Here is a 22549-nt window from a genome sequence, read left to right on the forward strand (position 1 = left end):
TGTACTTGCCGGTGCGGTAGATCAGCCAGCCCACCAGGAACAGCACGGCCAGGCCGATCCACTGCGCGCCCGGCAGGTGGAACGGCACGGCCAGCACGTCGGCGCGGCTGCTGACCACGATCGGAATCGCGATGGCGATGCCCATCAGTGCCTCACCGGTGATCAGGCCCGCAGCGAACAGCACACCCGGCTTGTGCACGCGGTCGCGGCCTTCTTCGTCATCGGCGCGCACCTTGTGGAAGCGCTCGACCAGGTGGGCGATCAGGCCGCCGAGGAAGATCGGCACCATCAGCTCCAGCGGCAGGTAGATGCCGATGGCGGCGGCCAGCACCGGCACGCGGAAGCGTGCGTTGCGCGACTTCAGCCAGCTGTCGAAGGCAATGATGGCGGCACCGACCACGGCACCGATGCCGATGAAGGTCCACGGGAGTTCGCCACCGAACAGGCCCTTGGCCACCGAGGCCATCAGGTTGGCCTGCGGCGCAGCCAGCGCGTTCGGGTGCAGCTCGGACTTCACGCCGATGCCGTAGGCGGTGGCCAGCAGGTTCAGCACCGGGGCCATGATCAGCGCGCACGAGAAGGCACCGATGCCCAGCATCAGCTGCTGCTTCCACGGGGTGGCACCTACGATATAGCCGGCCTTGAGGTCCTGCAGGTTGTCACCGCCAACCGCTGCGGCGCAGCACACCACCGCGCCGATCATGATCGCCGCCACCGCGCCCAGCGGCGCACCGCCGGCACCGACCGGCTTGAGGCCATCGGCGCCCAGCAGCACCACCAGCACGGCCGAGGCGAACAGGATGGTGGAGATGGTGATGCCCGACACCGGGTTGTTGGACGAACCGATCAAGCCGGCCAGGTAGGCCGAGACCGACACGAACAGGAAGCCGGCAACGATCATGATGATGGTCATCGGGATCGACACGTGCCACTGGCCGACGATGGCCTGGTACAGGGCCAGCAGCGGCAGCACGAAGACCACCAGGGCCACCAGCATCCACTTCATCGGCAGGTCGCGCTCGGTGTGCGCCAGCACCGGGCCACCGCTCTTGCGGGCGGCGGCAAAGCCGCTCTTGACGCCATTGAGCAGCGACTTGCGCAGCGAGATCAGGGTCCAGATGCCGCCAATCAGCATCGCGCCCACACCCAGGTAGCGCATCTTCGCGCCCCAGATGGCGAACGCCGCTTCGGTGGAGGATGCCGTGGCGACCGACGCGGCCAGTGCCGGATCGGTGTTCATGAAGAACGCCTGGTAGATCGGAATGGCGATGTGCCAGGTCAGGATCGAGCCGGACACGACCACGATGCCGACGTTGAGGCCGACGATGTAGCCCACGCCCAGCAGTGCCGGCGACAGGTTGGTACCGATGAAGGCGGTGACCTTGGAACTGCCGACATAGGCCGAGGTGGCCCAGGCGTCGGGAATCAGGCGCATGCCGCTTTCCGCGGCCAGCTTGACGAAGGCACCGATGACTGCCGACAGGCCGAGGATCTTCAGGCCCGGGCCCGGGTTCTCACCGGCCTTGAGCACTTCGGCCGCGGCCTTGCCTTCCGGGAACGGAAGCGGGTCTTCAACGATCATCGAACGGCGCAGCGGCACCGAGAACAGCACGCCCAGCAGGCCACCGAGGCCGGCGATGCCCAGCACCCACCAGTACTTGAAGTCCGGCCAGTAGCCCATGATCACCAGCGCCGGGATGGTGAAGATCACACCGGCGGCGATCGACGAACCGGCCGAGGCGCCGGTCTGCACGATGTTGTTTTCAAGGATGGAGCCACCGCCCAGCAGGCGCAGCACGCCCATGGAAATCACCGCGGCGGGAATGGCGGTGGCGATGGTCAGGCCTGCGAACAGACCGAGGTAGGCGTTTGCGGCCGACAGCACCACCGCCAGCACGATGGCCAGGGCCACTGCGCGGAAGGTGAGCTGCTTGGGCGCAGCGTCGTGGTTCATGGAAGCCCCTGCTGGCAAAAAATCCCTGCCACGCTAGCGTTCAGGGCAGATCAAGTCCAGCGTGCCAAAGGATGGGGGCGTGTGCTGCAGCGCAATGGGCCAGTACGTGGACAGGCAATCGACCGACCCGGCAAAGTCCGGCTGGGCGCAGAGCAAATGATATGTTATATCTTAATGCTACCTTGCTGTTACTGCATCGCATGCCCCCTTCCCCCTCCCCTCGCCTGGCCTCCATCGACCAGCTGCGCGGCACCGTGATGCTGTTGATGTTGCTGGACCACGTGCGCGAGACCTTCTTCCTGCAGCATCAGGTAAGCGACCCGATGGACGCATCGACGGTCTCCCCTGCGCTGTTCGCCTGCCGTCTGCTGGCCCACCTGTGCGCACCCGTGTTCGTCCTGTTGACCGGGCTGTCGGCCTGGCTGTACGGCCAGCGCCAGGCGGATCCGCGCCGGGCCACGGCCGCCTTCCTGCTCAAGCGCGGGCTGTTCCTGGTCGTGCTGGAACTGACCCTGGTGAACTTCGCCTGGACCTTCCAGCTGCCGCCGGAAACGCTGTACCTGCAGGTGATCTGGGCCATCGGGCTGAGCATGATCGCGCTGGCCGGCCTTCTGTGGCTGCCGCGCCTGGCCCTGCTGGTGCTGGCAGTCGCGGTGGTGGCCGGGCACAACCTGTTGGACGGCGTGCGAGTGGAAGGCCACGGTCTGCTGGCGATGCTGTGGAAAGTGCTGCACCAGCGCGACTGGATCGAGACCGGCGCGCTGCGCCTGCGCACTTCCTACCCGGTGCTGCCGTGGATCGGGGTAATCGCGCTGGGCTACCTGATGGGGCCGTGGTTCGCCCGCGACCGCGACCCCGCGCAACGCCAGCGCTGGCTGCTGTGCGCAGGCGTCGGCGCGCTGGCCCTGTTCGCCCTGCTGCGGTTCGCCAACCAGTACGGGGATGCACCGTGGCAGTACCAGACCAGCACGCTGCGCACCTGGATGAGCGTCTTCAACATCACCAAGTACCCGCCGTCTCTGCAGTTCCTGCTGTTGACGCTGGACGTGGGCCTGTTGCTGTTGCGACTGTACGAATGGCCGCCACTGGCGCGTGCGCTGCGCCCGCTGGCCGATGTCGGCGCCGCGCCGATGTTCTTCTACCTGCTGCACCTGTATGTGCTGAAGGGGCTGTACCTGGCCGCGCTGGCGATCTGGGGGCCGACACACGGTGATCTGTACGCACTGGATTCTGTGGCCGGCCTGCTGCTGGTGGCCTGTGCGCTGGCGGTGGTGCTGTACCCGCCGACGCGGGCGTTCGCGCGGTTCAAGGCGCGACGGCGCGATCTGGCGTGGTTGCGGTACCTGTGATCGCCCAGGCCAGTCCGGCAATCCACGCATGGCGTGGATCTACTGAAAGCGGATCGGGCCACAGGCCTATAATTCCGCGATGAATTCCACCGCTATCGCTTCCGACGATTTCCTGGGCCATCCCAAGGGCGTCTACGTCTGCTTCTTCACCGAAATGTGGGAGCGCTTCTCCTTCTATGGCATGAAGGCGCTGCTGCTGCTGTACCTGACCAAGTACCACCTGTTCGGCGACAAGGCCGGCCTGGACCTGCTCGGTGCCTATGGCGGCCTGGTGTACTGCATCCCGGTGTTCGGCGGCATGCTGGCCGACCGCTGGCTGGGCATGCGCCGGGCGGTGCTGTTCGGCGGCATCCTGCTAGTGCTCGGCCACCTCGGCATGGCCTTCGAAGGCCACGCCGCGTATCGCGTGAACGGCGAAGTGGTGCGCGACACCTCGGCACTGGCGGTGACCTACCTGTCGCTGGCGCTGATCATCATGGGCGTCGGCTTCCTCAAGCCGAACATCTCCACCATCGTCGGCAAGCTGTACGCCAAGGACGACCCGCGCCGCGATTCGGGCTTCTCGCTGTTCTACGCCGGCATCAACCTCGGCGCGCTGTTCTCTTCGCTGGTGTGCGGCTTCCTCGGCGAGGCCTATGGCTGGAAGTACGGTTTCGGTGCGGCCGGCATCGGCATGCTGGCCGGCCTGGCGATGTTCCTGTGGGGCCAGAAGTACCTGCAGGGCCACGCCGAGCCGCCACAGCCGGCCGCGCTGAAGCAGAAGGTGCTGGGCCTGCCGCGCGAATGGCTCATCTATCTGTGCGCGATGCTCGGTGTATTGCCGGTGGCTTGGCTGATGTGGGCGGCCGGCAACGGCGCGTTCGCGCTGGGCGGTGAAATCAGCCTGGCACTGATGCTGATGCTGGTGGTGCTGGGCGGCGTGCTGGTCTGGTTCGCCTGGTTCACCGGCAGCAAGTGCACGCCGGTGCAGCGCCAGCAGATGGTCGCGCTGATGGTGTTGATCTTCATGGCACTGGTGTTCTTCACGATGTACGAGCAGTCGTATGGCTCCTGGGTGACCTTCACCGACCGCCTGCTGACCAAGGACATCGTGCCCTCGCTGGTGATCACCGGCGGTACCCCGCTGCCGTGGTCGATCATCTCGCTGCTGCTGGCACCGCTGGGCTTCGTGGTCAGCGCGCGGCTGTCCGAGCGCCGTCCGGGCTCATCTGCGCCGCGAACGTTCTTCGCCGCCATCGTCGTGCTGATGCTGGTGCTGCTGGTGCGCGACTGCCTGGTGATTCCGCAGACCGCCGGCTCACTGACCTACCTCGGCGGCCTGTTCCTGGTGCTGCTGGCGCCGGCCTTCGCCGCACTGTGGACGTGGATGGACCGCCGCGGCTGGGAACCGGGCAAGCCGGTCAAATCGGCCTGGGGCCTGGTGATCGGCGCGCTGTCGTTCGTGCCGCTGGCATTGGCCGCACAGCAGGTCGGCGCCACCGGCGAGATGGCCAGCGTGTGGTGGCTGGTGCTGGCCTACTTCCTGCTGGCCAGCGGTGAGATGTGCCTGTCGCCGGTCGGCCTGTCGGCGGTGACCCAGCTGGCCGTGCCGCGGGTGATGAGCCTGATGATGGGCACTTGGTTCCTGGCCACCGCGTTCTCGGAAACGCTGGCGGCGCTGTTCGGCAAGCTGGCCGCGATCGAAGTGCCCGAAGGCGAATCGCTGGACATGGTGGCCGCGGCCGGTGCCTATGCGCACCTGTTCTGGCTGCTGATGTGGATCGGCCTGGGCTGTGCGCTGGCCGCCTTCATCGCCGCGCCGCTGCTGAAGAAGATGATGCACGGGGTCAAGTAAGCCCGATGCAGGCGAACTCCGGGGGCGGCGGATCGATCATCCGCCGCCCCCGGCTTGTTCAGGGCGCGCTGCTCTTCTCCGCAGGCGTGGCCTGCCCGGCCACCTGGCCGCCCAGGCTGCGCGAGAGGAAGGCCAGCAACCTGCTGTAGTACGCACGTTGGTTGGCAGGGGAATAGAAACCATGCCCTTCATTCTTGACGTACAGGGTTTCCACCGGCGTGCCGGCCTTCTTCAACGCAGCTTCCATGCGTTCGCTGTGCACGATCGGCGCACGTTGATCCTGGCCACCCGCGGCCAGGAATACCGGCACCCGCACCTGCGCGGCCAGATTCACCGGGGAACGCTCTGCCAGATCCTTGGGCGATCCCAGCCAGTTCCGCAGGTAGGCCAGGCCTGACTCATCGCTCTGGATGTCTCCGCGGGCGTACATCAACGGCAGGTCGTAGATGCCGACGTAGCCGGCCGCGCACTGGTACAGGCCCGGTTCGCGCACCGCCCCCATCATCGCCGCATAGGCACCGTAACTGGCGCCATAGATGCAGATGCGGTTCTTGTCGGCCACGCCCTGTTCGATCGCCCAGCGCGTGGCATCGGTGACGTCATCCTGCATCGACAGCCCCCATTGCTTTCGCGCGGCCTGCATGTGGGCCCGGCCATAGCCGGAAGAGCCGCGGAAATTCACCTGCAGTACCGCGTAACCTGCCGCCGCCAGCATCTGTGTCTCGGTGTCATAGGCGCCCTGGTCGGCAACACCGATCGGACCTCCGTGCGGCACCACCACCATCGGCAGCGCACGGGCCTCGCGGCCATGCGGGACGGTAAGGAAGCCATGCAGCGGACGCCCATCACGCGCCGTCAGGCTGATCGGACGCACCTCCGCCGCCAGCGCGGGGTCGATCCAGTCGCTGCGGCTGATCAGGTGCCGTGCACTCTTGCCAAGCGTGTCATAGAGATAGAAATCGCCCGGATTGCTGCCTGACCAGGTTTCCACCAGCACCGTCTTGCCATCGCGCGTGCTGGAGGTGATGTAGACCGCTCCGCCCAGGCCGGCTTCGAGGCTGCGGTACAGGCGAGCGTCGTCCGAGGCGTCATCGAAGAATGCCGTTCGCGGCGCACTGCCAAGGAACAGGGCCCCGACCGGCACGCGGCTGCCGGGGCGCCGGATGATGCGCGCCGGGTCGGCACTCCCATCGCGCAGCACGGTGCGTCGTTCATTGCTCTGGGGGTCCCAGCTGACAATGGCATCAGGTCCATCTGCCTGCTCGACCTGCAGGTACGCCAGGCGACCATCGGCCGAGAAGCCGAGCGGCGCCTCGATGCGCTTGCTCAGGGATTCATCATTGAGCAGGACCCAGTCGCTGTTGCTGCCCGTGCGGTAGTAGAGCTTCTGCGTGCCATCGGTAACGACAGCGCGTGCGAAACGCACCTCGCCCTGCTCATCGGTCGTGAAGTCCGCATCGGGAATGGGAGCGCGCGCCACGGCGTTGCGGCGACCGGTGATCACGTCCATGCGCTCGACCTGCGCATGCGAACTGCCGACCAGCGGGATCACCGTCACCAGCGCGTTGCGGTCATCGTCCTTGAGCTCATCACTGAGGTAGGCGGCCACCAGGCCTGCCGGCTTGACCTTGATGTTGGTGCCCAGGCTCTGGTCGGCAACCCGGTACCCCACCAGCAGCTCGCCGCCCTTGCCGTTGGCATTGATACCGAACAGTTCACCGGTCGGCGTCGGCCGGTCCAGCACGCCGAACTTCTGTGCCATGCCCACCAGCAGCCGCTCGTTGCTGACCCAGTCGAAGGTGTGCGCGTGATCGTTGCGGGGCGGGCGGAAGCTGCCGACCATCTTCATGTCGGCAATGCGGTAGATCGCCAATGCGGTTCCCGCCTCCAGCGGAACCGTCGCGGCGACGTACTCGCCCCCTGGTGAAATCTTGATGTCGGTAAACGACTCCTGCCGCAGATAGCGATCCAGGTCCAGCGTTGCGGCCGATGCCCCACCCACAACCGCGCCCAACAGTACAGCCAGCACAATCCTGCGCATCCTTCCCCCATGGAAAACCGGACACCCTGTCCGGATGCACGATTCTAGGCACGTGACCGTTTGCCGCGCCACATCGGCAGAAAAAACGACGGCACCGTTGCCGGTGCCGTCGTTACCACTACCTTGGAGAGAGAGTCAGGACGTGGGTTCGGGGGGCGTGCGCCGGGTCAGTGGACCCCGCGCACCGCCAACGTAAGGGCCAGGATGCTGAGGATCACGGCGATGGTGCCGTCGAGCACGCGCCAGGTACTGGGCTTGGTGAACAGCGGCGCCAGCAGGCGTGCGCCCAGGCCCTGCGCGGTCAGCCACAGGCAGCTGGCAGTCACCACACCGGCGGCGAAGGCCATGCGGGCGTTGCCGAAGTTCTCGGCGATCGAGCCGATCACCATCATGTCCAGCCAGAAGTGCGGGTTGATCAGCGAGAAGCCGACCGCAGCCATCAGCACCGCGCGGCGGCTGCCGTCGTCGCTGTCAGCCTCGCCCATGCCGCCGCCACCGGCAATCGCACGGCGTGCCGACTTCATGGCGTACCAGGCCAGGAACGCCACGCCCGTCCACAACACGGCGGTGGTCAGCCACGGCAGCGCCGAAGTGAGCGTGCGCAGGCCAGCCACGCTGGCAAAGATGAAGATCGCATCGATGGCCGCACAGGTGGCAACCACCGGCACGATGTGCTTGCGCAGGATGCCCTGGCGCAGAATGAAGGCGCTCTGGGCCCCGACCACGGCGAACAGGCCGATGCCGGTAGCTGCACCAGAGAACCAGGCACCGAGGCCGGTGCTGGCGGAGATGACCGAGAACATGGGATTCACTGCCTTTACTTGCTTGGGGGGACGGTGCCTCGCGAAGGCGGACAGCACCGGAACGAGCGCCATTGTCGCGCCGCAACATGAAAAAGACGAGCTAAACTTCCTAAATCAACATTAGCGGAACTTAATTCGATGCGTATCGACCATGCCCAGCTGCGCGCCCTCGCCGCAGTGATCCGCGAAGGCAGCTTCGACCGCGCCGCGCAGTCGCTGAATGTCACGCCCTCGGCCATCTCGCAGCGGGTCAAGGCACTGGAGGATCGGGTCGGTCGCCTGTTGGTCAAGCGCGGCACCCCGGCCACCGCCACCGCCGAGGGCCAGGTGCTGGTGCAGCTGGCCGAGCAGACCGCCCTGCTCGAGCACGATGCCCTGCACCGGATGGGCCTGGCCGACGAGGACCTGCCGCAGGCCAGCATTCCGGTGGCGGTGAACCACGACAGCCTGGAAACCTGGTTCCCGCAGGCCGCCTCGCAGTTCGCACAGAGCACCGGCACCACCCTGGACCTGCGCGTGGAGGACCAGGACCACACCGTCGAACTGCTGCGCCAGGGCACCGTGCTGGGCGCGGTGACCACCCTCGACGAGCCGGTGCAGGGCTGCCAGATCCACGCGCTGGGCAGCATCCGCTACGCCGCCACCTGTACCCCCGAATTCCGCGAACGCCATTTTGCCAAGGGCGTGACCGCGCAGGCGCTGGCGCAGGCGCCGGTGCTGGTGTTCAACCGCAAGGACGAAATGCAGTCGCGCTTTGCCCGGCGCATGGCCGGCGACGACCTGCCCAGCACCGCACCCACCTGGTGGATTCCCTCCACCCGCGCGTTCGTGCAGGCCAACCTGGGCGGCATGGGCTGGACCATGAACCCGCTGCCCCTGGTCAAGCGGCACCTGGACGCCGGCCGCCTGGTCTACGTACGCCAGCGCGCGTGGGAAGACGTGCCGCTGTACTGGCAGCACTGGAAGGGTGACGTCCAGACCATGGCCCTGCTGACCCGCGCGGTGCTGGACGCCTCCTCAGCGCTGGTGCGGCGCAAGCGCTGAGGCAGCCCTGCAAAAAAGGGGACGGAGGGGATTAAGTCGTTTAAGGCCCATACGACATTCTGGGCAAAGACGACTTAATCCCCTCCGTCCCCTTTTTGCTCCATCCAATCTCCACGAAGTCTCCACACCGGGTCGATGCGTGATGCGGATACTGGTCGGCCGATCACTGCAAGGATGCCCTGCATGCCTGTATTCGTCCGCGATGCGCGCCCCGAAGATGCCGCCGCCTGCATCGACCTGCGCGGGCGCACCCGCGAGAACGCCTTCAGTGCCGCGCAGTTGGCGGAGCTGGGCATCACGCCGGAAAGCTGGGCGGCCGGCATCGCCCAAGGCGATTCGATCGGCCGCGTCGCCTGGGAAGGGGAGCGCATGGCCGGTTACTGCTTCGCCGACCGCGACACCGGCGAAGTGCTGGTGCTGGCCCTGCTGCCGGACTACGAAGGCCGTGGCGTCGGTCGGCAGCTGCTGCAGGAAGTGGTCAGCCTGACCCGCGATGCGGGCCATACCCGGCTGTTCCTGGCGTGCTCGGCCGACCCGCGTTCGCGCTCGCATGGCTTCTACCGGCGCCTGGGCTGGCGCCCGACCGGTGAGATCGATGAGGCCGGTGACGAGATTCTGGAGCTGGTCTGATTAAGGGCGTCGCCAGGCATGGCCTGGCGCTACTGGGGCTACGATCGCCAGGCTTGGGCCCGCCGCTCACGTGACGGGGCCGCGAAACGTCGAATGCTGCGTTGCATCAAAAACGGACCGGATCCGGTTAGAATCGCGGATGGATGGCGCAAGGCGTTGTTTCTTCACGCCCTTTCCCTGCCCCACGCGCATCCTGACCCCTTCCCCTCCGCCAACGATCCCGCCCCCATGAAGAAATTTGGCAAGGCCCTGCTCGCCCTGCTCGTGCTGCTGTTGCTGGCCGCCGCGCTGTTCCTGTACTGGCCGCTGACCCAGCGCTCGGTGCCCGCCGCCAGCAACGACAAGCCCGTCGACGTTGTGCTGGTCGGCGCCGGCATCATGAGCATCACCCTGGCCACCTACCTGCAGGAACTGCAGCCGGACTGGAACATCCAGGTCTACGAACGCCTCGACGGCGTCGCCGGTGAAAGCTCCGACGGCTGGAACAACGCCGGCACGGGCCACTCGGCCTTCGCCGAACTGAACTACACCCCCGAACTGCCCGACGGCAGCATCGAGACCAAGCGCGCGGTCGGCATCGCCGAATCGTTCGAGGTCTCGCGCCAGTTCTGGTCGCACCAGGTGAAGGAAGGCCGCCTGAGCCAGCCCAGCGACTTCATCAACCCGACCCCGCACATGAGCTTCGTCTGGGGCGATGACAACATCGCCTACCTGCACAAGCGCCAGCAGGCCCTGGTGAAGAACCCGCTGTTCTACGGCATGCAGTACTCCGAGGATCCGGCACAGATCAAGCAGTGGGCACCGCTGCTGATGGAAGGCCGTGACCCGAAGCAGAAGGTCGCCGCGACCTGGATGCCGCTGGGCACCGACGTCAACTTCGGTGTGATCACCCGCCAGCTGACCACCGGCCTGCAGCGCAGCCCGAACTTCAACCTGCACCTCAACCACGAAGTGAGCGCACTGCGGCAGAACGCTGACAAGAGCTGGAACGTGACGGTGAAGGACCTCAAGGCCGGAACCGAGTCCACCACCCACGCCCGCTTCGTGTTCATCGGTGCCGGTGGCGCCGCGCTGAAGCTGCTGCAGATGTCCGGCATTCCGGAATCGAAGGACTACGCCGGCTTCCCGGTCGGTGGCCAGTTCCTCGCCTTCCAGGGCCAGGACGTGACCTCGCGCCACGGTGTGAAGGCCTACGGCATGGCCGAAACCGGTTCGCCGCCGATGTCGGTGCCGCACCTGGATGCGCGCAAGCTGGACGGCAAGCCGGTGGTCCTGTTCGGGCCGTTCGCGCTGTACAGCACCAAGTTCCTCAAGCACGGCTCGTGGTGGGACCTGTACTCCTCGGTCACCCACAACAACGTTGGCCCGATGCTGGAAGTGGGCAAGGACAACCTGGACCTGGTGCAGTACCTGATGGCCCAGGCACGCCTGAACGATGCCGATCGCCAGGCCGAACTGGTCAAGTACTTCCCCAATGCCAAGCCGGGCGACTGGAAGCTGGTCACCGCCGGCCAGCGCGTGCAGATCATCAAGCGTGATCCGCTGAAGGGCCCGGTGCTGCAGTTCGGTACCGAGATCGTGACCGACAAGGACCACACCATCGCCGCCCTGCTCGGTGCCTCGCCGGGTGCATCGACCTCGCCGCCGATCATGCTGGACCTGATGGCCAAGGCCTTCCCGGACCAGATGAAGGCCGGCTGGGAAACCCGCCTGCGCGAGATCGTGCCGTCGTACGGGCGCAAGCTCAACGACAACGCCGCGCTGGTCAACGAGATCCGCACGCTGACCAGCCAGACCCTGCGCCTGCCGTACCTGGAGGTGCCGGTGGACGCCAATGCGGCGGCTCCGGCCCCGGCGGTAGTGCCGGCAGCCGTTCCGGCACCAGCCAAGGAAAAGCGCAACGCCAACGAGGAACTGCAGGCGCTGTAAGCCTGGCAGATTCCCTGCAGCAGACACGGACGGCCACCTTCGGGTGGCCGTTCGCGTTTGGGCCGCTCCCTGCTGCAGAAAGCGATGCCCGGCGCCGGGAATCCTATGCACAATGACGCGAATTGTAATGTTGTTGAGAATTATTTACATTTGCGCCCTGTGCAGTGACCGCGCCCCTCCCAGATGGACCTGATGTGCCCGAAGCCGCCGCCCCGGGTGCTGGACGACTGTTGCCGCCCCCTTCCCGTCTCCGAGCTTCGAACCCACCATGTCCCTGACGTTCCGTAACCGCCTGCCCCGCCGTGCGCTGCTGCCGGCTGCCCTGCTCTCTTCGCTCGCGCTGGTCGCGTCTCCTGCGTTCGCCGAGGCCGCCGCCGATGCATCCGATGCCAAGACCCTGGACCGGGTCAGCGTCCGTGCCGAGCAGTCCGCTCCGCCATCCAGCACCACCCGCCTGCCGATCACACTGCAGGAAACCCCGCAGTCGGCCACTGCGATCAGCCTGAAGCGCCTGCAGGACGAATCGCTGTTCAGCATCAACGACGTGATGCGCAACGTCACCGGCGTCAGCGTGTCCTTCTATGACACCCAGCGCCCGCTGTACTACGCGCGCGGCTTCGCCATCACTGACTTCCAGGTCGACGGCATCCCGACCTACAGCGGTTCGACCAACCAGGAATACGACACCGCCTTCTACGACCGCATCGAAGTGATCCGCGGTGCCAACGGCCTGCTCAGCGGCGCCGGCGTGCCGTCGGCCACCGTCAACCTGCTGCGCAAGCGGCCGGGCAAGGAGTTCGATGCCTCGTTCGCGATCAGCGCCGGCAGCTGGGACTATCGGCGCATGGAGGCGGACGTGACCGCGCCACTGACCGATGACGGCCGTTTCCGCAGCCGCATGGTCGCCGCCTATACCGATCGTGGCCTGTATTACGACCGCTACGACGAGAACAAGATGGCCGGCATGGCGGTGCTGGAAGGCGACGTCACCGACAGCACGACGATCACGCTCGGTTACCAGAGCCAGGACAACAATCCGACCGGCTCGACCTGGGGCACCGTGCCGTTCTTCGACAACCAGGGCAATTTCGCGCACCTGCCGCGCTCGACCAACCTGTCGCCGAAGTGGAGCTATTGGAAGCGCGAGAGCAACACTGCCTTCGCCAACCTGGAACAGCGCTTCGGCGACAACTGGCTGCTGAAGATCAACACCGCCTACACCCGCGGCAACGTGCAGAATGTGCGCCTGTACGGCACTGGCGAGCCGGACCCGGTGACCGGCTCGGGCATCTTCCTGCGTGCGGCCGCCGGTGATTCGAAGGACACCCGGCGCAACGTCGATGCCTACCTGACCGGCAGCTTCGATCTGTTCGGCCGCGACCACGACCTCACCGTGGGGGCGCAATGGTCGGACCTGGAAGGCACGACAAATACCCTGGCACTGAACTTCCCGGCCGACTGGGCAACGTGTGTCAGCGCCACGGGTGCACGCGAACGCTGCTACTACATTCCCAACGTGTACAGCTGGAACGGCGATATCTCCGAGGTCACCTACCGCCGTACCGGCGCGCGCCGCGTGGCCAAGACCACACAGAGTGGCGTCTATCTGGCCACCCGCCTGCGCCTGGCCGATCCGCTGTCGCTGATTGCCGGCGCACGCCTGAGCCGCTGGGAAACCCTCAGCCGCTCCTACAACGCAGCAGGCGCCTACACCGGCACCAGCGGTGCATACAAGGTGAGTGATGAAGTCACCCCGTACGTGGGCCTGGTCTACGACATCACGCCGAACGTCTCGGCGTACGCCAGCTACACCGAGATCTTCAACCCGCAGAACTTCAAGGACCGCAACGAGAACCTGCTGGCGCCAGTACAGGGCTCGAACCTGGAAGCGGGCATCAAGACGCAGTGGTTCGATGGCCGCCTGACCGCCAATGCCGCCGTGTTCGAAGCCAAGCAGGACAACTACGCGGTGCGTGACATGGGCGTGCCGGAGGGTTCGCTGAGCGATGGCACCTCCGCCTACGTCGGCGTCAACGGCACCAAGGCGCGCGGTTGGGAGATGGACGTCAATGGCGAGATCCTGCCGGGCTGGACGGTCAATGCCGGCTACACCCACGTCAAGGTCACCCGCGCCGCCACCGATCTGCTGTACGCCAACCCGCCGAAGGATCTGTTGCAGCTCAACACCCAGCTGCAGCTGCGCGGTGCGCTGGAACGCCTGAGCGTTGGCGGTGGCGTGCAGTGGCAGAGCAAGGTGCAGGGCTACAACATCGCCTACCCGCTGGGCGGCACGGTGACGGTGAACCAGCCGGCCTACATGCTGGTGCAGTTCAACGCCAACTACCGCATCAGCGACAACTGGACGGCAACGCTGAGCGTGCGCAACGCACTGGACAAGACCTACTGGGCGAATCTGGACTACAACAACTACGGCGAACCGCGCTTCGTGTCGGCCAGCCTGCGCTGGAAGTTCTGAGCCACCAGAAACGGTAGTGCCGGCCGCTGGCCGGCTCCAAGCGATGCATCGATGACGCGGAGCCGGCCAGCGGCCGGCACTACCCCGATCGATGCGGGTCATCCTCCATTTCAATCTGAATGAGCCCGCCTTCGCGCGGGCCCTTCTTTTTGCTGCAGTGCGGGTTGCATGCCCGACTGTAATTATGCCGTAATTACATCGACACCAATCGGAAGCCGGTCGATGAACCCGAGCTGGGATACGTTGGAACGCAGCCGCCAGGCCCGCCTGGAACGTGCCGCGCCGTGGGCCCGGGGACGTGAGGTGGCCGCCACCGACGTGGGCGAACTGCTGCATGCGCTGCTGGAGCCCGGCGACAAGGTCTGCCTGGAGGGCAACAACCAGAAACAGGCCGATTTCCTCGCCCAGGCCCTGGCCGACCTTGACCCGGCCCGGGTGCACGACCTGCACATGGTGCAGTCGGTGCTGTCTCTGCCGTCGCACCTGGATGTATTCGAGCGTGGCATCGCCTCGAAGCTGGACTTCTCGTTCTCCGGCCCGCAATCGGTGCGGCTGGCCAACCTGGTGGCCGAAGGGCGCATCCAGATCGGTGCCATCCACACCTACCTCGAACTGTTCGGCCGCTACTTCATCGACCTGACCCCACGCGTGGCGCTGGTCGCCGCGCAGGCCGCCGATCGCCACGGCAATCTCTACACCGGCCCGAACACCGAAGACACCCCGGTCATCGTCGAGGCCACCGCGTTCGGTGGCGGCATCGTCATCGCCCAGGTCAACGAGATCGTCAACACCCTCCCCCGCGTCGACATCCCTGCTGACTGGGTCAACTTCGTGGTGCAGGCGCCGAAGCCGAACCACATCGAGCCGCTGTTCACCCGCGACCCGGCGCAGATCTCCGAGATCCAGGTGCTGATGGCGATGATGGCGATCAAGGGCATCTACGCCGAGTACGGCGTGAACCGCCTCAACCATGGCATCGGCTTCGACACCGCGGCCATCGAGCTGCTGCTGCCGACCTACGCCGAATCGCTCGGGCTGAAGGGAAAGATCTGCCAGCACTGGGCGCTCAATCCACACCCCGCACTGATTCCGGCGATCGAATCGGGCTTCGTCAAATCGGTGCATTCGTTCGGTTCCGAACTGGGCATGGAGAAGTACATCGCCGCACGCAGCGATGTGTTCTTCACCGGTGCCGATGGCTCGATGCGCTCCAACCGCGCGTTCTCTCAGACCGCCGGCCTGTATGCGTGTGACATGTTCATCGGTTCCACCCTGCAGATCGACCTGCAGGGCAACAGCTCCACCGCCACGCGCGACCGCATCGCCGGCTTCGGTGGCGCACCGAACATGGGCTCCGATGCACGTGGCCGCCGCCATGCCAGCGAGGCCTGGGTCAAGGCCGGCCAGCAGGCCGCACGCCCCGGTGAGATGCCGCGTGGCCGCAAGTTGGTGGTGCAGATGGTGGAAACCTTCCGCGAACACATGGCACCGGCCTTCGTCGATCGGCTGGACGCCTGGGAGCTGGCCGAGCGCGCGGACATGCCGCTGCCACCGGTGATGATCTATGGCGACGACGTCAGCCATGTACTGACCGAAGAAGGCATCGCCAACCTGCTGCTGTGCCGCACCCCTGAAGAGCGCGAACAGGCGATCCGCGGCGTGTCCGGCTATACCGCCGTGGGCATGGGGCGCGACCGCGCGATGGTGGAGAACCTGCGCGACCGCGGCGTGATCCGCCGTCCCGATGACCTCGGCATCTCCGTGCGCGATGCCAGCCGTGACCTGCTTGCGGCGCGTTCGGTGAAGGACCTGGTGCGCTGGTCCGGCGGCCTGTACGACCCGCCCAAGCGCTTCCGCAACTGGTAAGGGGCTGAGCATGGAAACCCTCGACTATCGATTCGAAGGACACACGGCGGTGCAGTTTCCGCGCGATGCAGTGCTGGTCGGCGTACTGGCCTCGGGCAACCTGGAAATCCTGCTGGAACCGGCCGCACTGGACGGCGCGATGACGGTGCGCATCATCACCGCCGCGCAGGGCTTTGGCCGCGTCTGGGAGGCGGTGATCGGTGATTTCGCACAGCGCCATCCACTGCGCGATGTACGCGTCTCGATCAACGATGCCGGTGCGACCCCGGCGGTGGTCAGCCTGCGCCTGGACCAGGCAGTGGAAACCCTGCTTGCTGGAGATCCACGATGAGCCGGACGCAGCGCCACAGTTACTACGAAGCCGATGCACGCGAGCGCATCGCCGGCCTGGCCGACGCCGGCTCGTTCCGTGAATTCCTCGGCCCGGCGCGGCGGATGATCAGCCCGCACCTGGCACAGCTCGACCAGCCCGCGGCGTTCGACGACGGCATCGTTGTCGGCGAAGCCACACTGCGCGGCCGACGCGTGCTGCTGGCCGCACAGCAGGGTGAATTCATGGGCGGCGGCGTGGGCGAGGTGCACGGCGCCAAGTTGACCGGGCTGCTGCACCGTGCAGCGGAAACCCGACCTGACGGAGTGCTGCTGCTGCTCGATACCGGTGGCGTGCGCCTGCACGAAGCCAATGCAGGGCTCATCGCCATTTCCGAGATCATGCGCGCCACGCTGGATGCGCGCGCTGCAGGCGTGCCGGTGGTGGCGCTGATCGGCAGCGGCAACGGCGCATTCGGTGGCATGGGCATCGTCGCCCGCTGCTGCAGCACGGTGGTCATGTCCGAGGAAGGCCGGCTGTCACTGTCCGGGCCGGAAGTAATCGAGACCGTGCGTGGTGTGGAGGAATTCGATTCCCGCGATCGCGCGCTGGTCTGGCGCGTAACGGGAGGCAAGCACCGCTACCTGATCGACCAGGCACAGGTGCTGGTGCCCGATGCCATCGAGGCGTTCGCGCAGGCTGCCAGCAATGCGCTGCAGCCCGATACCAGCAGCACCGATCCAGATACTGCACTGGCCGCGCTGCAGGAACGCCATGCGGCACTGAAGGCGCGCGTGCAGGCCTGGGGCGATTGCCGCGATGGCCTGGAGATCTGGGCGCGGCTGGGTATCACTGCCCCCGAGCGACTGCCGCTGCTCGACACCGATGCGTTCCTCGCCGCCACCGCCGATCGGAGCCTGCCATGAGCCTTCCGCTGCACGCGCTGCTCGACGCCCTGTTCCCGCGTGGCCACGCCATTGCCGTGGAGGACTCGGTACTGACCGGTACTGCCACCACCGACGACGGCGAGGTGACCGTGATCGGTACCGCCGACAAACTCGAGGTGGGCGTGGACCACGCACTGTCACTGGCCGACACCGTGCTGGCCAGTACCGCCGCGCATCCACAGCGTCCGATCGTGATGCTGGTCGACACCGCCGGCCAACGCCTGGCACGCCGTGACGAACTGCTCGGCATCAACGGTTACTTCGCGCACCTGGCGCAGACGCTGGATCTGGCACGCCGACGCGGTGCGCGGCTGGTGACCCTGGTCTACGGTGAGTCGGTCAGTGGTGGCTTCCTCTCGTTCGGGCTGATGGCCGACCACATCCATGCCCTGCCCGACGCCCAAGTGCGCGTGATGGACCTGCGCGCGATGGCGCGGGTGACCAAGCAACCGCTGGAGAAACTGCAGGCACTCAGCCAGACCTCGCCGGTGTTCGCGCCGGGCGTGGAGAACTACGTGGCGATGGGTGCGGTGGAATCGCTGTGGGAGGGCGATCTTGCCCAGCACCTGCTGCAGGCGCTGCGCACGCCCGCCGAAGGCGACCTGCGTGCCGCACGCGGCGCACAGCGCGGCGGTCGTGCCCTGGCGGCAGGGGTTTCGACTGCGGTGGCCCACGGCGATGCCTGAGCGGCCCGCCCGCCACACGCTGGCCTGGCTGTCGGCCGATGCCGACTGGCGGGCTGACGTGACTGCACAGGAACCACGCCTGGCAGCGTGGTTCGCGCAGGGCCTGCCGGCCATGGTGGCGCGCTGTGCGGCGGACGACCCCGACCCTCGGCTGCGCCTGGGGGTACCGCTACCGCCAAGCGAAGGCAAGCAACGGCTGGCGCTGCGCGTGGCCCTGCAGGACGTCCAGCAGCTGCAGCCTCCCCCTGCCTTGGATCACGTTCTCGCCGGCGGCGTTCCGGCGGATTGGCAGGCGGCGTTGCAGGCAATGCTGCGGCTTGCACCAGCCCGCGTATTCGGCGCCTTCGCATGGCAGCACCTCAGCGGACTGCCCTATGTGCACCCGCGCTCGGACATCGACCTGCTGTGGCAGGTGGATGACGCGCGCGAGGCCGACCTGCTGGTCGAACGCCTGCAGCACTGGGAAAGCGCCTACGGTCATCGCGTAGATGGCGAACTGTGCCTGGTGGATGGTGGCGCGGTGAACTGGCGCGAATACGCCGGTCGCAGCCGCGAAGTACTGGTCAAACGCATTGATGGTGCCGCTCTGGAACTGCGCGAGGCCTTGTTCAACGCCACTGGAGTTGTCGCATGAACGCCGTCGTGAAGCGCGTCGCCCGGTCCACCCCGGCGGTGGACAGCGCGCGCCTGGGGCGCCTTGCCATCGCCAGCCTGCACGCCGAACTGGCCCTTGCCCCCAAACCGGGACTGGTTACACCGTTCGATCGCGGCAGCCACCACGACATGGATGCCGGCACGTTCCTGCGCAGCCTGTTCGCGTTGCGCCACTATTTCATCGCCGTGGCCGACGCCGGTGCCAGCGCGGCGCCGTTCCAGACGCTGCGCCGGCATGGCATCGCCGCCGAGATATCGATGCTGCACGCCACTGCGGGCATCAACACCCATCGCGGTGCGATCTTCAGCCTTGGCCTGCTGGTGGCCGCGTCCGCTGCCTGCTGGGGCCGCGCGGGCCGTGTCGCCGCAGCCGAGCAGGTCTGCCAGGAAGTGCGCCGTTGGGCGCCCGAGCTCGCCGACGCGCCTCTGGATGCGAACAGCCCTGGCCAGCGCGCGCGTGCACGACACGGCGTGCAAGGTGTGCGCGAACAAGCGGCCGCCGGCTACCCGCTGCTGCGCGAAGTGGCACTGCCTGCCCTGCGCCACGCACTGGCCAGCGGCCTGCCACGCGAGGCCGCGATGTGCCAGACCCTGATGCAGCTGATCGCGTGCGTGGATGACCTCAACCTGCTGCACCGCGGCGGCGCCGACGGCCTGCGCTGGGCCCAGCGGCAGGCACGCACCTTCCTGGACGCCGGTGGCACCTTCGCGCCGGACTGGCAGGTACATCTGCGTCGCATCGGTGACGGCTTCGTCATGCGCCGGCTGAGCCCGGGCGGCAGCGCAGACCTGTTGGCCTGCAGCGTGTTCCTGCTGCAGCAGGAGCAGGCATGAGCCTGGCCCTGCTCTGCCCTGGCCAAGGCGCGCAGCACGCGGCGATGTTCGATCGCGTGCGCGATCTTCCGGCCGCACGCCACACCCTCGATGTGGCCAGCACGGTGCTCGGCCGCGATGTATTCGCCGCTGCGGCGGCCGACGACCGCTTCGACAATGTGCGGGCGCAACCACTGCTGTGCGCAGCAAGCCTGGCGCATTGGCAGGGCCTGCGCGAGGTATTGCCAACCCCGGCGGTGATCGCGGGTTACAGCATCGGCGAGCTGGCCGCACATGCCATCGCCGGCGGCGTCGATGCGGCCACCTGCCTTGCCCTGGCTGCGCAGCGCGCGCTGTTGATGGACAGTGCCAGCCCCGCCGATGCAGGCCTGCAGGCAGTGCTTGGCCTGGAACGCCATGTACTGCAGCCGCTGTGCGATCTGCACGGAGCGCACGTGGCCATCGCCAACGGGCAGGACCATTTCATCGTGGGCGGCACGCACGCCTCATTGCAGCGGCTGGCCGATGCCGCGCGGCCGCAGGGTGCTGACATCCGTCCACTGCCGGTGCACGTGCCTGCACACACACCGTTGCTGGCAGCGGCGGTCGCACCGTTCGCTGCCGCACTGGACGCCTCGCCACTGCAGGTCCCACGCCTGCCGCTGCTGGCCGGCATCGATGCGCGACCGGTGCGGGACCGCGCAACGGCAGTCCACACGCTGTCGGCGCAGCTCGCGCAGACCATCGAATGGGCGCAGGTGATGCGCCAGGCCTTCGAGCGTGGTGCGCGGGTGTTCCTGCAGCTGGGCCCGGGCAACGCATTGGCACGCATGGTCGCGCCGGCCTATCCGTGCTGCGAGGTGCGCGCGGTGGAAGAGTTCCAGAGCCTTGAAGGCGCGGCGGCATGGGTTCGCAGTGCGCTGGAGCGGCTGCAGTAACGGGTTCGAGCAGTACGTATCACGCAACACGCAGTACGTCGCCTTACCCCGGGATGGCGGGTCTCCATCCGCGCTGTACGTGAGTCACGTGTCTGGGAGGGCGCATGAGTCCACAAATCGCAACGATCATCGGTCTGGTGATCATGTTCATCGTTGCCACCGCGATGCCGATCAACATGGGCGCCGTCGCCTTCGCGCTGGCCTTCATCATCGGTGGACTGTGGGTCGACATGGGCGGCAAGCAGGTCCTGGCCGGCTTTCCCGGCGATCTGTTCCTGACCCTGGTCGGCATCACCTATCTGTTCGCCATCGCGCAGAAGAACGGTACCATCGACCTGCTGGTGCACTGGGCAGTGAAAGCCGTTCGCGGCCATATCGTGGCCATTCCGTGGGTAATGTTCGTGATCACCGCGGTCCTCACTGCGTTCGGTGCACTGGGCCCGGCGGCGGTCGCGATCATCGGCCCGGTCGCGCTGCGCTTTGCCAAGCAGTACAACATCAATCCACTGATGATGGGCCTGCTGGTCATCCATGGTGCGCAGGCGGGCGGCTTCTCGCCGATCAGCGTGTACGGCAGCATCACCAATGGCGTGGTGCAGAAAGCCGGGCTGGAAGTGACCGAGATGGCGGTGTTCCTGACCAGTCTGGGCTTCAACTTCATGATGGCGACGATCTGCTTCTTCGCCTTTGGTGGCATCGCCCTGCTGCGCCGTGGCTCGATCACCGCAGCAGGAACACTCGGCAATGCCGAGCTGGCGATGGCCGGTGGCCCGCAGGCGTCGTCGCGCCAGTTCGCGATCGAAGGTCATGGCGCGCTGGTCGCGGCAGGCGGCGGCACGCTCAGCAATGATCCGGTGGCACTGGATGCGGTGAACCTGACCCGCGAGCGGTTGTTCACCCTGATCGGCCTGCTCGGCCTGGGCGTGGCCGCGCTGATCTACAACCTCAACGTCGGCCTGGTCTCGATCACCGTGGCGGTGGCGCTGGCGCTGCTGTCGCCACAAAGCCAGAAGGGTGCGGTCGATGGCATCAGCTGGTCCACCGTGCTGCTGATCTGCGGCGTGGTGACCTACATCGGCGTGCTGGAACATGCCGGCGCGGTGGACTTCATCGGCAACGGTGTGTCCGACATCGGCATCCCGCTGCTCGGTGCGCTGCTGGTCTGCTACGTCGGCGGCATCGTCTCCGCATTCGCTTCGTCGGCAGCGGTACTCGGCGCGACGATCCCATTGGCGGTGCCGTTCCTGATGCAGGGCCACCTCAGCGCCGCCGGCGTGATCTGCGCGCTGGCGGTGTCATCCACCATCGTCGATGTCAGCCCGTTCTCGACCAATGGCGCACTGGTGGTGGCCTCGGCAGCGAAGGAAGAGCGCGAGACCCTGTTCCGCCGCTTCCTGGTCTACAGCGGACTGGTGGTGGCGCTAGGGCCGCTGCTGGCCTGGCTGGTATTCGTGGTGCCGGGCTGGATGTAATCACCCAACGGTAGTGCCGACCGCTGGCCGGCAATCTCATGAAGCCATCCAGCGATCATGGGTTGCCGGCCAGCGGCCGGCACTACCTGGCGGTACACTTCCTCCATGGCTATTGCCCCTGCCCCACGTTCACCGAAGAAGCGCGCGCCTCTGTATGAAGAGGTGGCCGAACACGTGCGCGAGCGCATCTACGATTACCGGCTGCCGCCGGGCGAGTGGATCGACGAGCCCGCGCTGTGCGAGGAACTGGGCATCAGCCGCACGCCGCTGCGCGAGGCGCTGAAGCTGCTGGCCGCCGAAGGCCTGGTGCAGATCGATGCGGGTCGTGGCAGCCGGGTCACCCGGTTGACGCTGGAAGACCTCAACCAGCTGTTCCCGGTGATGGCGATGCTGGAAGGCCGCTGCGCGCACGAGGCGGTCAGGCACATCGACGATGCCGGCGTTCAGCAGCTGGAAGAACTGCATGCAGCGATGGAAACCGCAGCAGCCGAGGGCAACATCGCCGAGTATTACCGCAACAACTACCTGATCCACGAAACCGTACAGCACTACGCGGGCAATCCGTGGCTGATCCGTATCACCCACGACCTGCATCGCATCCTGAAGATGCATCGTGGCCGCCAGTTGCTGACCCCGGGCCGCACCGCGCAGTCGCTGGCCGAACACCGCGAGCTGATGGAATGCTTCCGCCGCCGCGACGCGCAGGCTGCCGAACGCACCATGGAACGCCATCTGCTGAGCCAGGGCCAGGCACTGGCCGCCTATGTGGCGGCAGGCGGGCTGCTGAACGTACCGGCGCCGTT

At 66.7% G+C, this 22549-nt stretch carries 18 protein-coding genes; 15 read left to right on the top strand and 3 right to left on the bottom strand.

Annotated elements, in window-relative coordinates; translation table 11 throughout:
- Positions 1-1954, bottom strand: a 1954-nt coding sequence (locus N7573_RS19715; protein WP_279943259.1) for an oligopeptide transporter, OPT family, incomplete at its 3' end; no start/stop codon positions are given.
- Between the two features lie 200 nt (positions 1955-2154).
- Here N7573_RS19715 and N7573_RS19720 point away from each other — a divergent pair.
- Positions 2155-3303, top strand: a complete 1149-nt coding sequence (locus N7573_RS19720) for a heparan-alpha-glucosaminide N-acetyltransferase domain-containing protein (protein ID WP_279913889.1) — start codon at positions 2155-2157, stop codon at positions 3301-3303.
- A gap of 79 nt (positions 3304-3382) precedes the next feature.
- Positions 3383-5137, top strand: a complete 1755-nt coding sequence (locus N7573_RS19725; protein WP_032127610.1) for an oligopeptide:H+ symporter — start codon at positions 3383-3385, stop codon at positions 5135-5137.
- A 58-nt stretch (positions 5138-5195) separates the two neighbouring features.
- On the opposite strand, the gene N7573_RS19730 is transcribed toward N7573_RS19725, so the two are convergent.
- Complete coding sequence (locus N7573_RS19730) at positions 5196-7178, bottom strand: S9 family peptidase (protein ID WP_279943260.1); 1983 nt, start codon at positions 7176-7178, stop codon at positions 5196-5198.
- Between the two features lie 167 nt (positions 7179-7345).
- Entirely contained in the window at positions 7346-7981 is a 636-nt protein-coding gene (locus tag N7573_RS19735) for a LysE family transporter (protein WP_005408523.1), read from the bottom strand.
- 138 nt (positions 7982-8119) lie between these two features.
- Here N7573_RS19735 and N7573_RS19740 point away from each other — a divergent pair, with 138 nt between their 5' ends.
- The 13 genes from N7573_RS19740 to N7573_RS19800 form a co-directional block, all read left to right on the top strand.
- Positions 8120-9025: a LysR family transcriptional regulator ArgP gene (locus N7573_RS19740; protein ID WP_010483397.1), complete on the top strand. Its 906-nt coding sequence runs from the start codon at positions 8120-8122 to the stop codon at positions 9023-9025.
- Between the two features lie 183 nt (positions 9026-9208).
- Positions 9209-9655: a GNAT family N-acetyltransferase gene (locus N7573_RS19745; RefSeq protein ID WP_032127612.1), complete on the top strand. Its 447-nt coding sequence runs from the start codon at positions 9209-9211 to the stop codon at positions 9653-9655.
- Between the two features lie 228 nt (positions 9656-9883).
- Positions 9884-11584: a malate dehydrogenase (quinone) gene (mqo, locus tag N7573_RS19750; RefSeq protein WP_279913646.1), complete on the top strand. Its 1701-nt coding sequence runs from the start codon at positions 9884-9886 to the stop codon at positions 11582-11584.
- Positions 11585-11852: 268 nt separating this feature from the next.
- The gene (locus N7573_RS19755) at positions 11853-14060 is read left to right on the top strand and encodes a TonB-dependent siderophore receptor (protein WP_279943261.1); all 2208 of its coding nucleotides are present in this window, start codon (positions 11853-11855) and stop codon (positions 14058-14060) included.
- Positions 14061-14282: 222 nt separating this feature from the next.
- Positions 14283-15926, top strand: coding sequence for a malonate decarboxylase subunit alpha (gene mdcA / locus N7573_RS19760; protein WP_279913742.1), 1644 nt, complete (start codon positions 14283-14285; stop codon positions 15924-15926).
- Positions 15927-15936: 10 nt separating this feature from the next.
- Positions 15937-16257 carry a malonate decarboxylase acyl carrier protein gene (gene mdcC, locus N7573_RS19765; RefSeq protein WP_049398883.1) on the top strand — a complete coding sequence of 107 codons (321 nt, stop codon included), beginning with the start codon at positions 15937-15939 and terminating at the stop codon, positions 16255-16257.
- Positions 16254-17162: a biotin-independent malonate decarboxylase subunit beta gene (locus tag N7573_RS19770; RefSeq protein ID WP_197615737.1), complete on the top strand. Its 909-nt coding sequence runs from the start codon at positions 16254-16256 to the stop codon at positions 17160-17162. Before mdcC ends, N7573_RS19770 begins: the two co-directional genes overlap by 4 nt.
- On the top strand, positions 17159-17869 hold the full coding sequence (gene mdcE, locus N7573_RS19775; protein WP_279913740.1) for a biotin-independent malonate decarboxylase subunit gamma: 711 nt from the start codon (positions 17159-17161) through the stop codon (positions 17867-17869). Before N7573_RS19770 ends, mdcE begins: the two co-directional genes overlap by 4 nt.
- Positions 17862-18503 carry a malonate decarboxylase holo-[acyl-carrier-protein] synthase gene (gene mdcG / locus N7573_RS19780; RefSeq protein ID WP_279913739.1) on the top strand — a complete coding sequence of 214 codons (642 nt, stop codon included), beginning with the start codon at positions 17862-17864 and terminating at the stop codon, positions 18501-18503. Before mdcE ends, mdcG begins: the two co-directional genes overlap by 8 nt.
- Positions 18500-19357: a triphosphoribosyl-dephospho-CoA synthase MdcB gene (gene mdcB / locus N7573_RS19785; RefSeq protein ID WP_182267418.1), complete on the top strand. Its 858-nt coding sequence runs from the start codon at positions 18500-18502 to the stop codon at positions 19355-19357. The genes mdcG and mdcB overlap by 4 nt, the downstream gene beginning before the upstream one ends.
- The gene (gene mdcH, locus N7573_RS19790) at positions 19354-20274 is read left to right on the top strand and encodes a malonate decarboxylase subunit epsilon (RefSeq protein WP_279913738.1); all 921 of its coding nucleotides are present in this window, start codon (positions 19354-19356) and stop codon (positions 20272-20274) included. The genes mdcB and mdcH overlap by 4 nt, the downstream gene beginning before the upstream one ends.
- Positions 20275-20378: 104 nt before the next feature.
- A complete protein-coding gene (locus tag N7573_RS19795; RefSeq protein ID WP_279943262.1) occupies positions 20379-21746 on the top strand; it encodes an SLC13 family permease in 1368 nt (455 codons plus the stop codon).
- Between the two features lie 105 nt (positions 21747-21851).
- Positions 21852-22549: GntR family transcriptional regulator (locus tag N7573_RS19800; RefSeq protein WP_279943263.1), on the top strand; the 698-nt coding region annotated here is incomplete at its 3' end.

Source organism: Stenotrophomonas sp. GD04054 (genome assembly GCF_029836955.1).
Classification (GTDB): domain Bacteria; phylum Pseudomonadota; class Gammaproteobacteria; order Xanthomonadales; family Xanthomonadaceae; genus Stenotrophomonas; species Stenotrophomonas maltophilia_A.

Coding starts and splice junctions, on each gene's coding strand:
- N7573_RS19720 (WP_279913889.1), top strand. CDS start 2,155: ATGCCCCCTTCCCCCTCCCCTCGCCTGGCCTCCATCGACCAGCTGCGC.
- N7573_RS19725 (WP_032127610.1), top strand. CDS start 3,383: ATGAATTCCACCGCTATCGCTTCCGACGATTTCCTGGGCCATCCCAAG.
- N7573_RS19730 (WP_279943260.1), bottom strand. CDS start 7,178: ATGCGCAGGATTGTGCTGGCTGTACTGTTGGGCGCGGTTGTGGGTGGG.
- N7573_RS19735 (WP_005408523.1), bottom strand. CDS start 7,981: ATGTTCTCGGTCATCTCCGCCAGCACCGGCCTCGGTGCCTGGTTCTCT.
- N7573_RS19740 (WP_010483397.1), top strand. CDS start 8,120: ATGCGTATCGACCATGCCCAGCTGCGCGCCCTCGCCGCAGTGATCCGC.
- N7573_RS19745 (WP_032127612.1), top strand. CDS start 9,209: ATGCCTGTATTCGTCCGCGATGCGCGCCCCGAAGATGCCGCCGCCTGC.
- mqo (WP_279913646.1), top strand. CDS start 9,884: ATGAAGAAATTTGGCAAGGCCCTGCTCGCCCTGCTCGTGCTGCTGTTG.
- N7573_RS19755 (WP_279943261.1), top strand. CDS start 11,853: ATGTCCCTGACGTTCCGTAACCGCCTGCCCCGCCGTGCGCTGCTGCCG.
- mdcA (WP_279913742.1), top strand. CDS start 14,283: ATGAACCCGAGCTGGGATACGTTGGAACGCAGCCGCCAGGCCCGCCTG.
- mdcC (WP_049398883.1), top strand. CDS start 15,937: ATGGAAACCCTCGACTATCGATTCGAAGGACACACGGCGGTGCAGTTT.
- N7573_RS19770 (WP_197615737.1), top strand. CDS start 16,254: ATGAGCCGGACGCAGCGCCACAGTTACTACGAAGCCGATGCACGCGAG.
- mdcE (WP_279913740.1), top strand. CDS start 17,159: ATGAGCCTTCCGCTGCACGCGCTGCTCGACGCCCTGTTCCCGCGTGGC.
- mdcG (WP_279913739.1), top strand. CDS start 17,862: ATGCCTGAGCGGCCCGCCCGCCACACGCTGGCCTGGCTGTCGGCCGAT.
- mdcB (WP_182267418.1), top strand. CDS start 18,500: ATGAACGCCGTCGTGAAGCGCGTCGCCCGGTCCACCCCGGCGGTGGAC.
- mdcH (WP_279913738.1), top strand. CDS start 19,354: ATGAGCCTGGCCCTGCTCTGCCCTGGCCAAGGCGCGCAGCACGCGGCG.
- N7573_RS19795 (WP_279943262.1), top strand. CDS start 20,379: ATGAGTCCACAAATCGCAACGATCATCGGTCTGGTGATCATGTTCATC.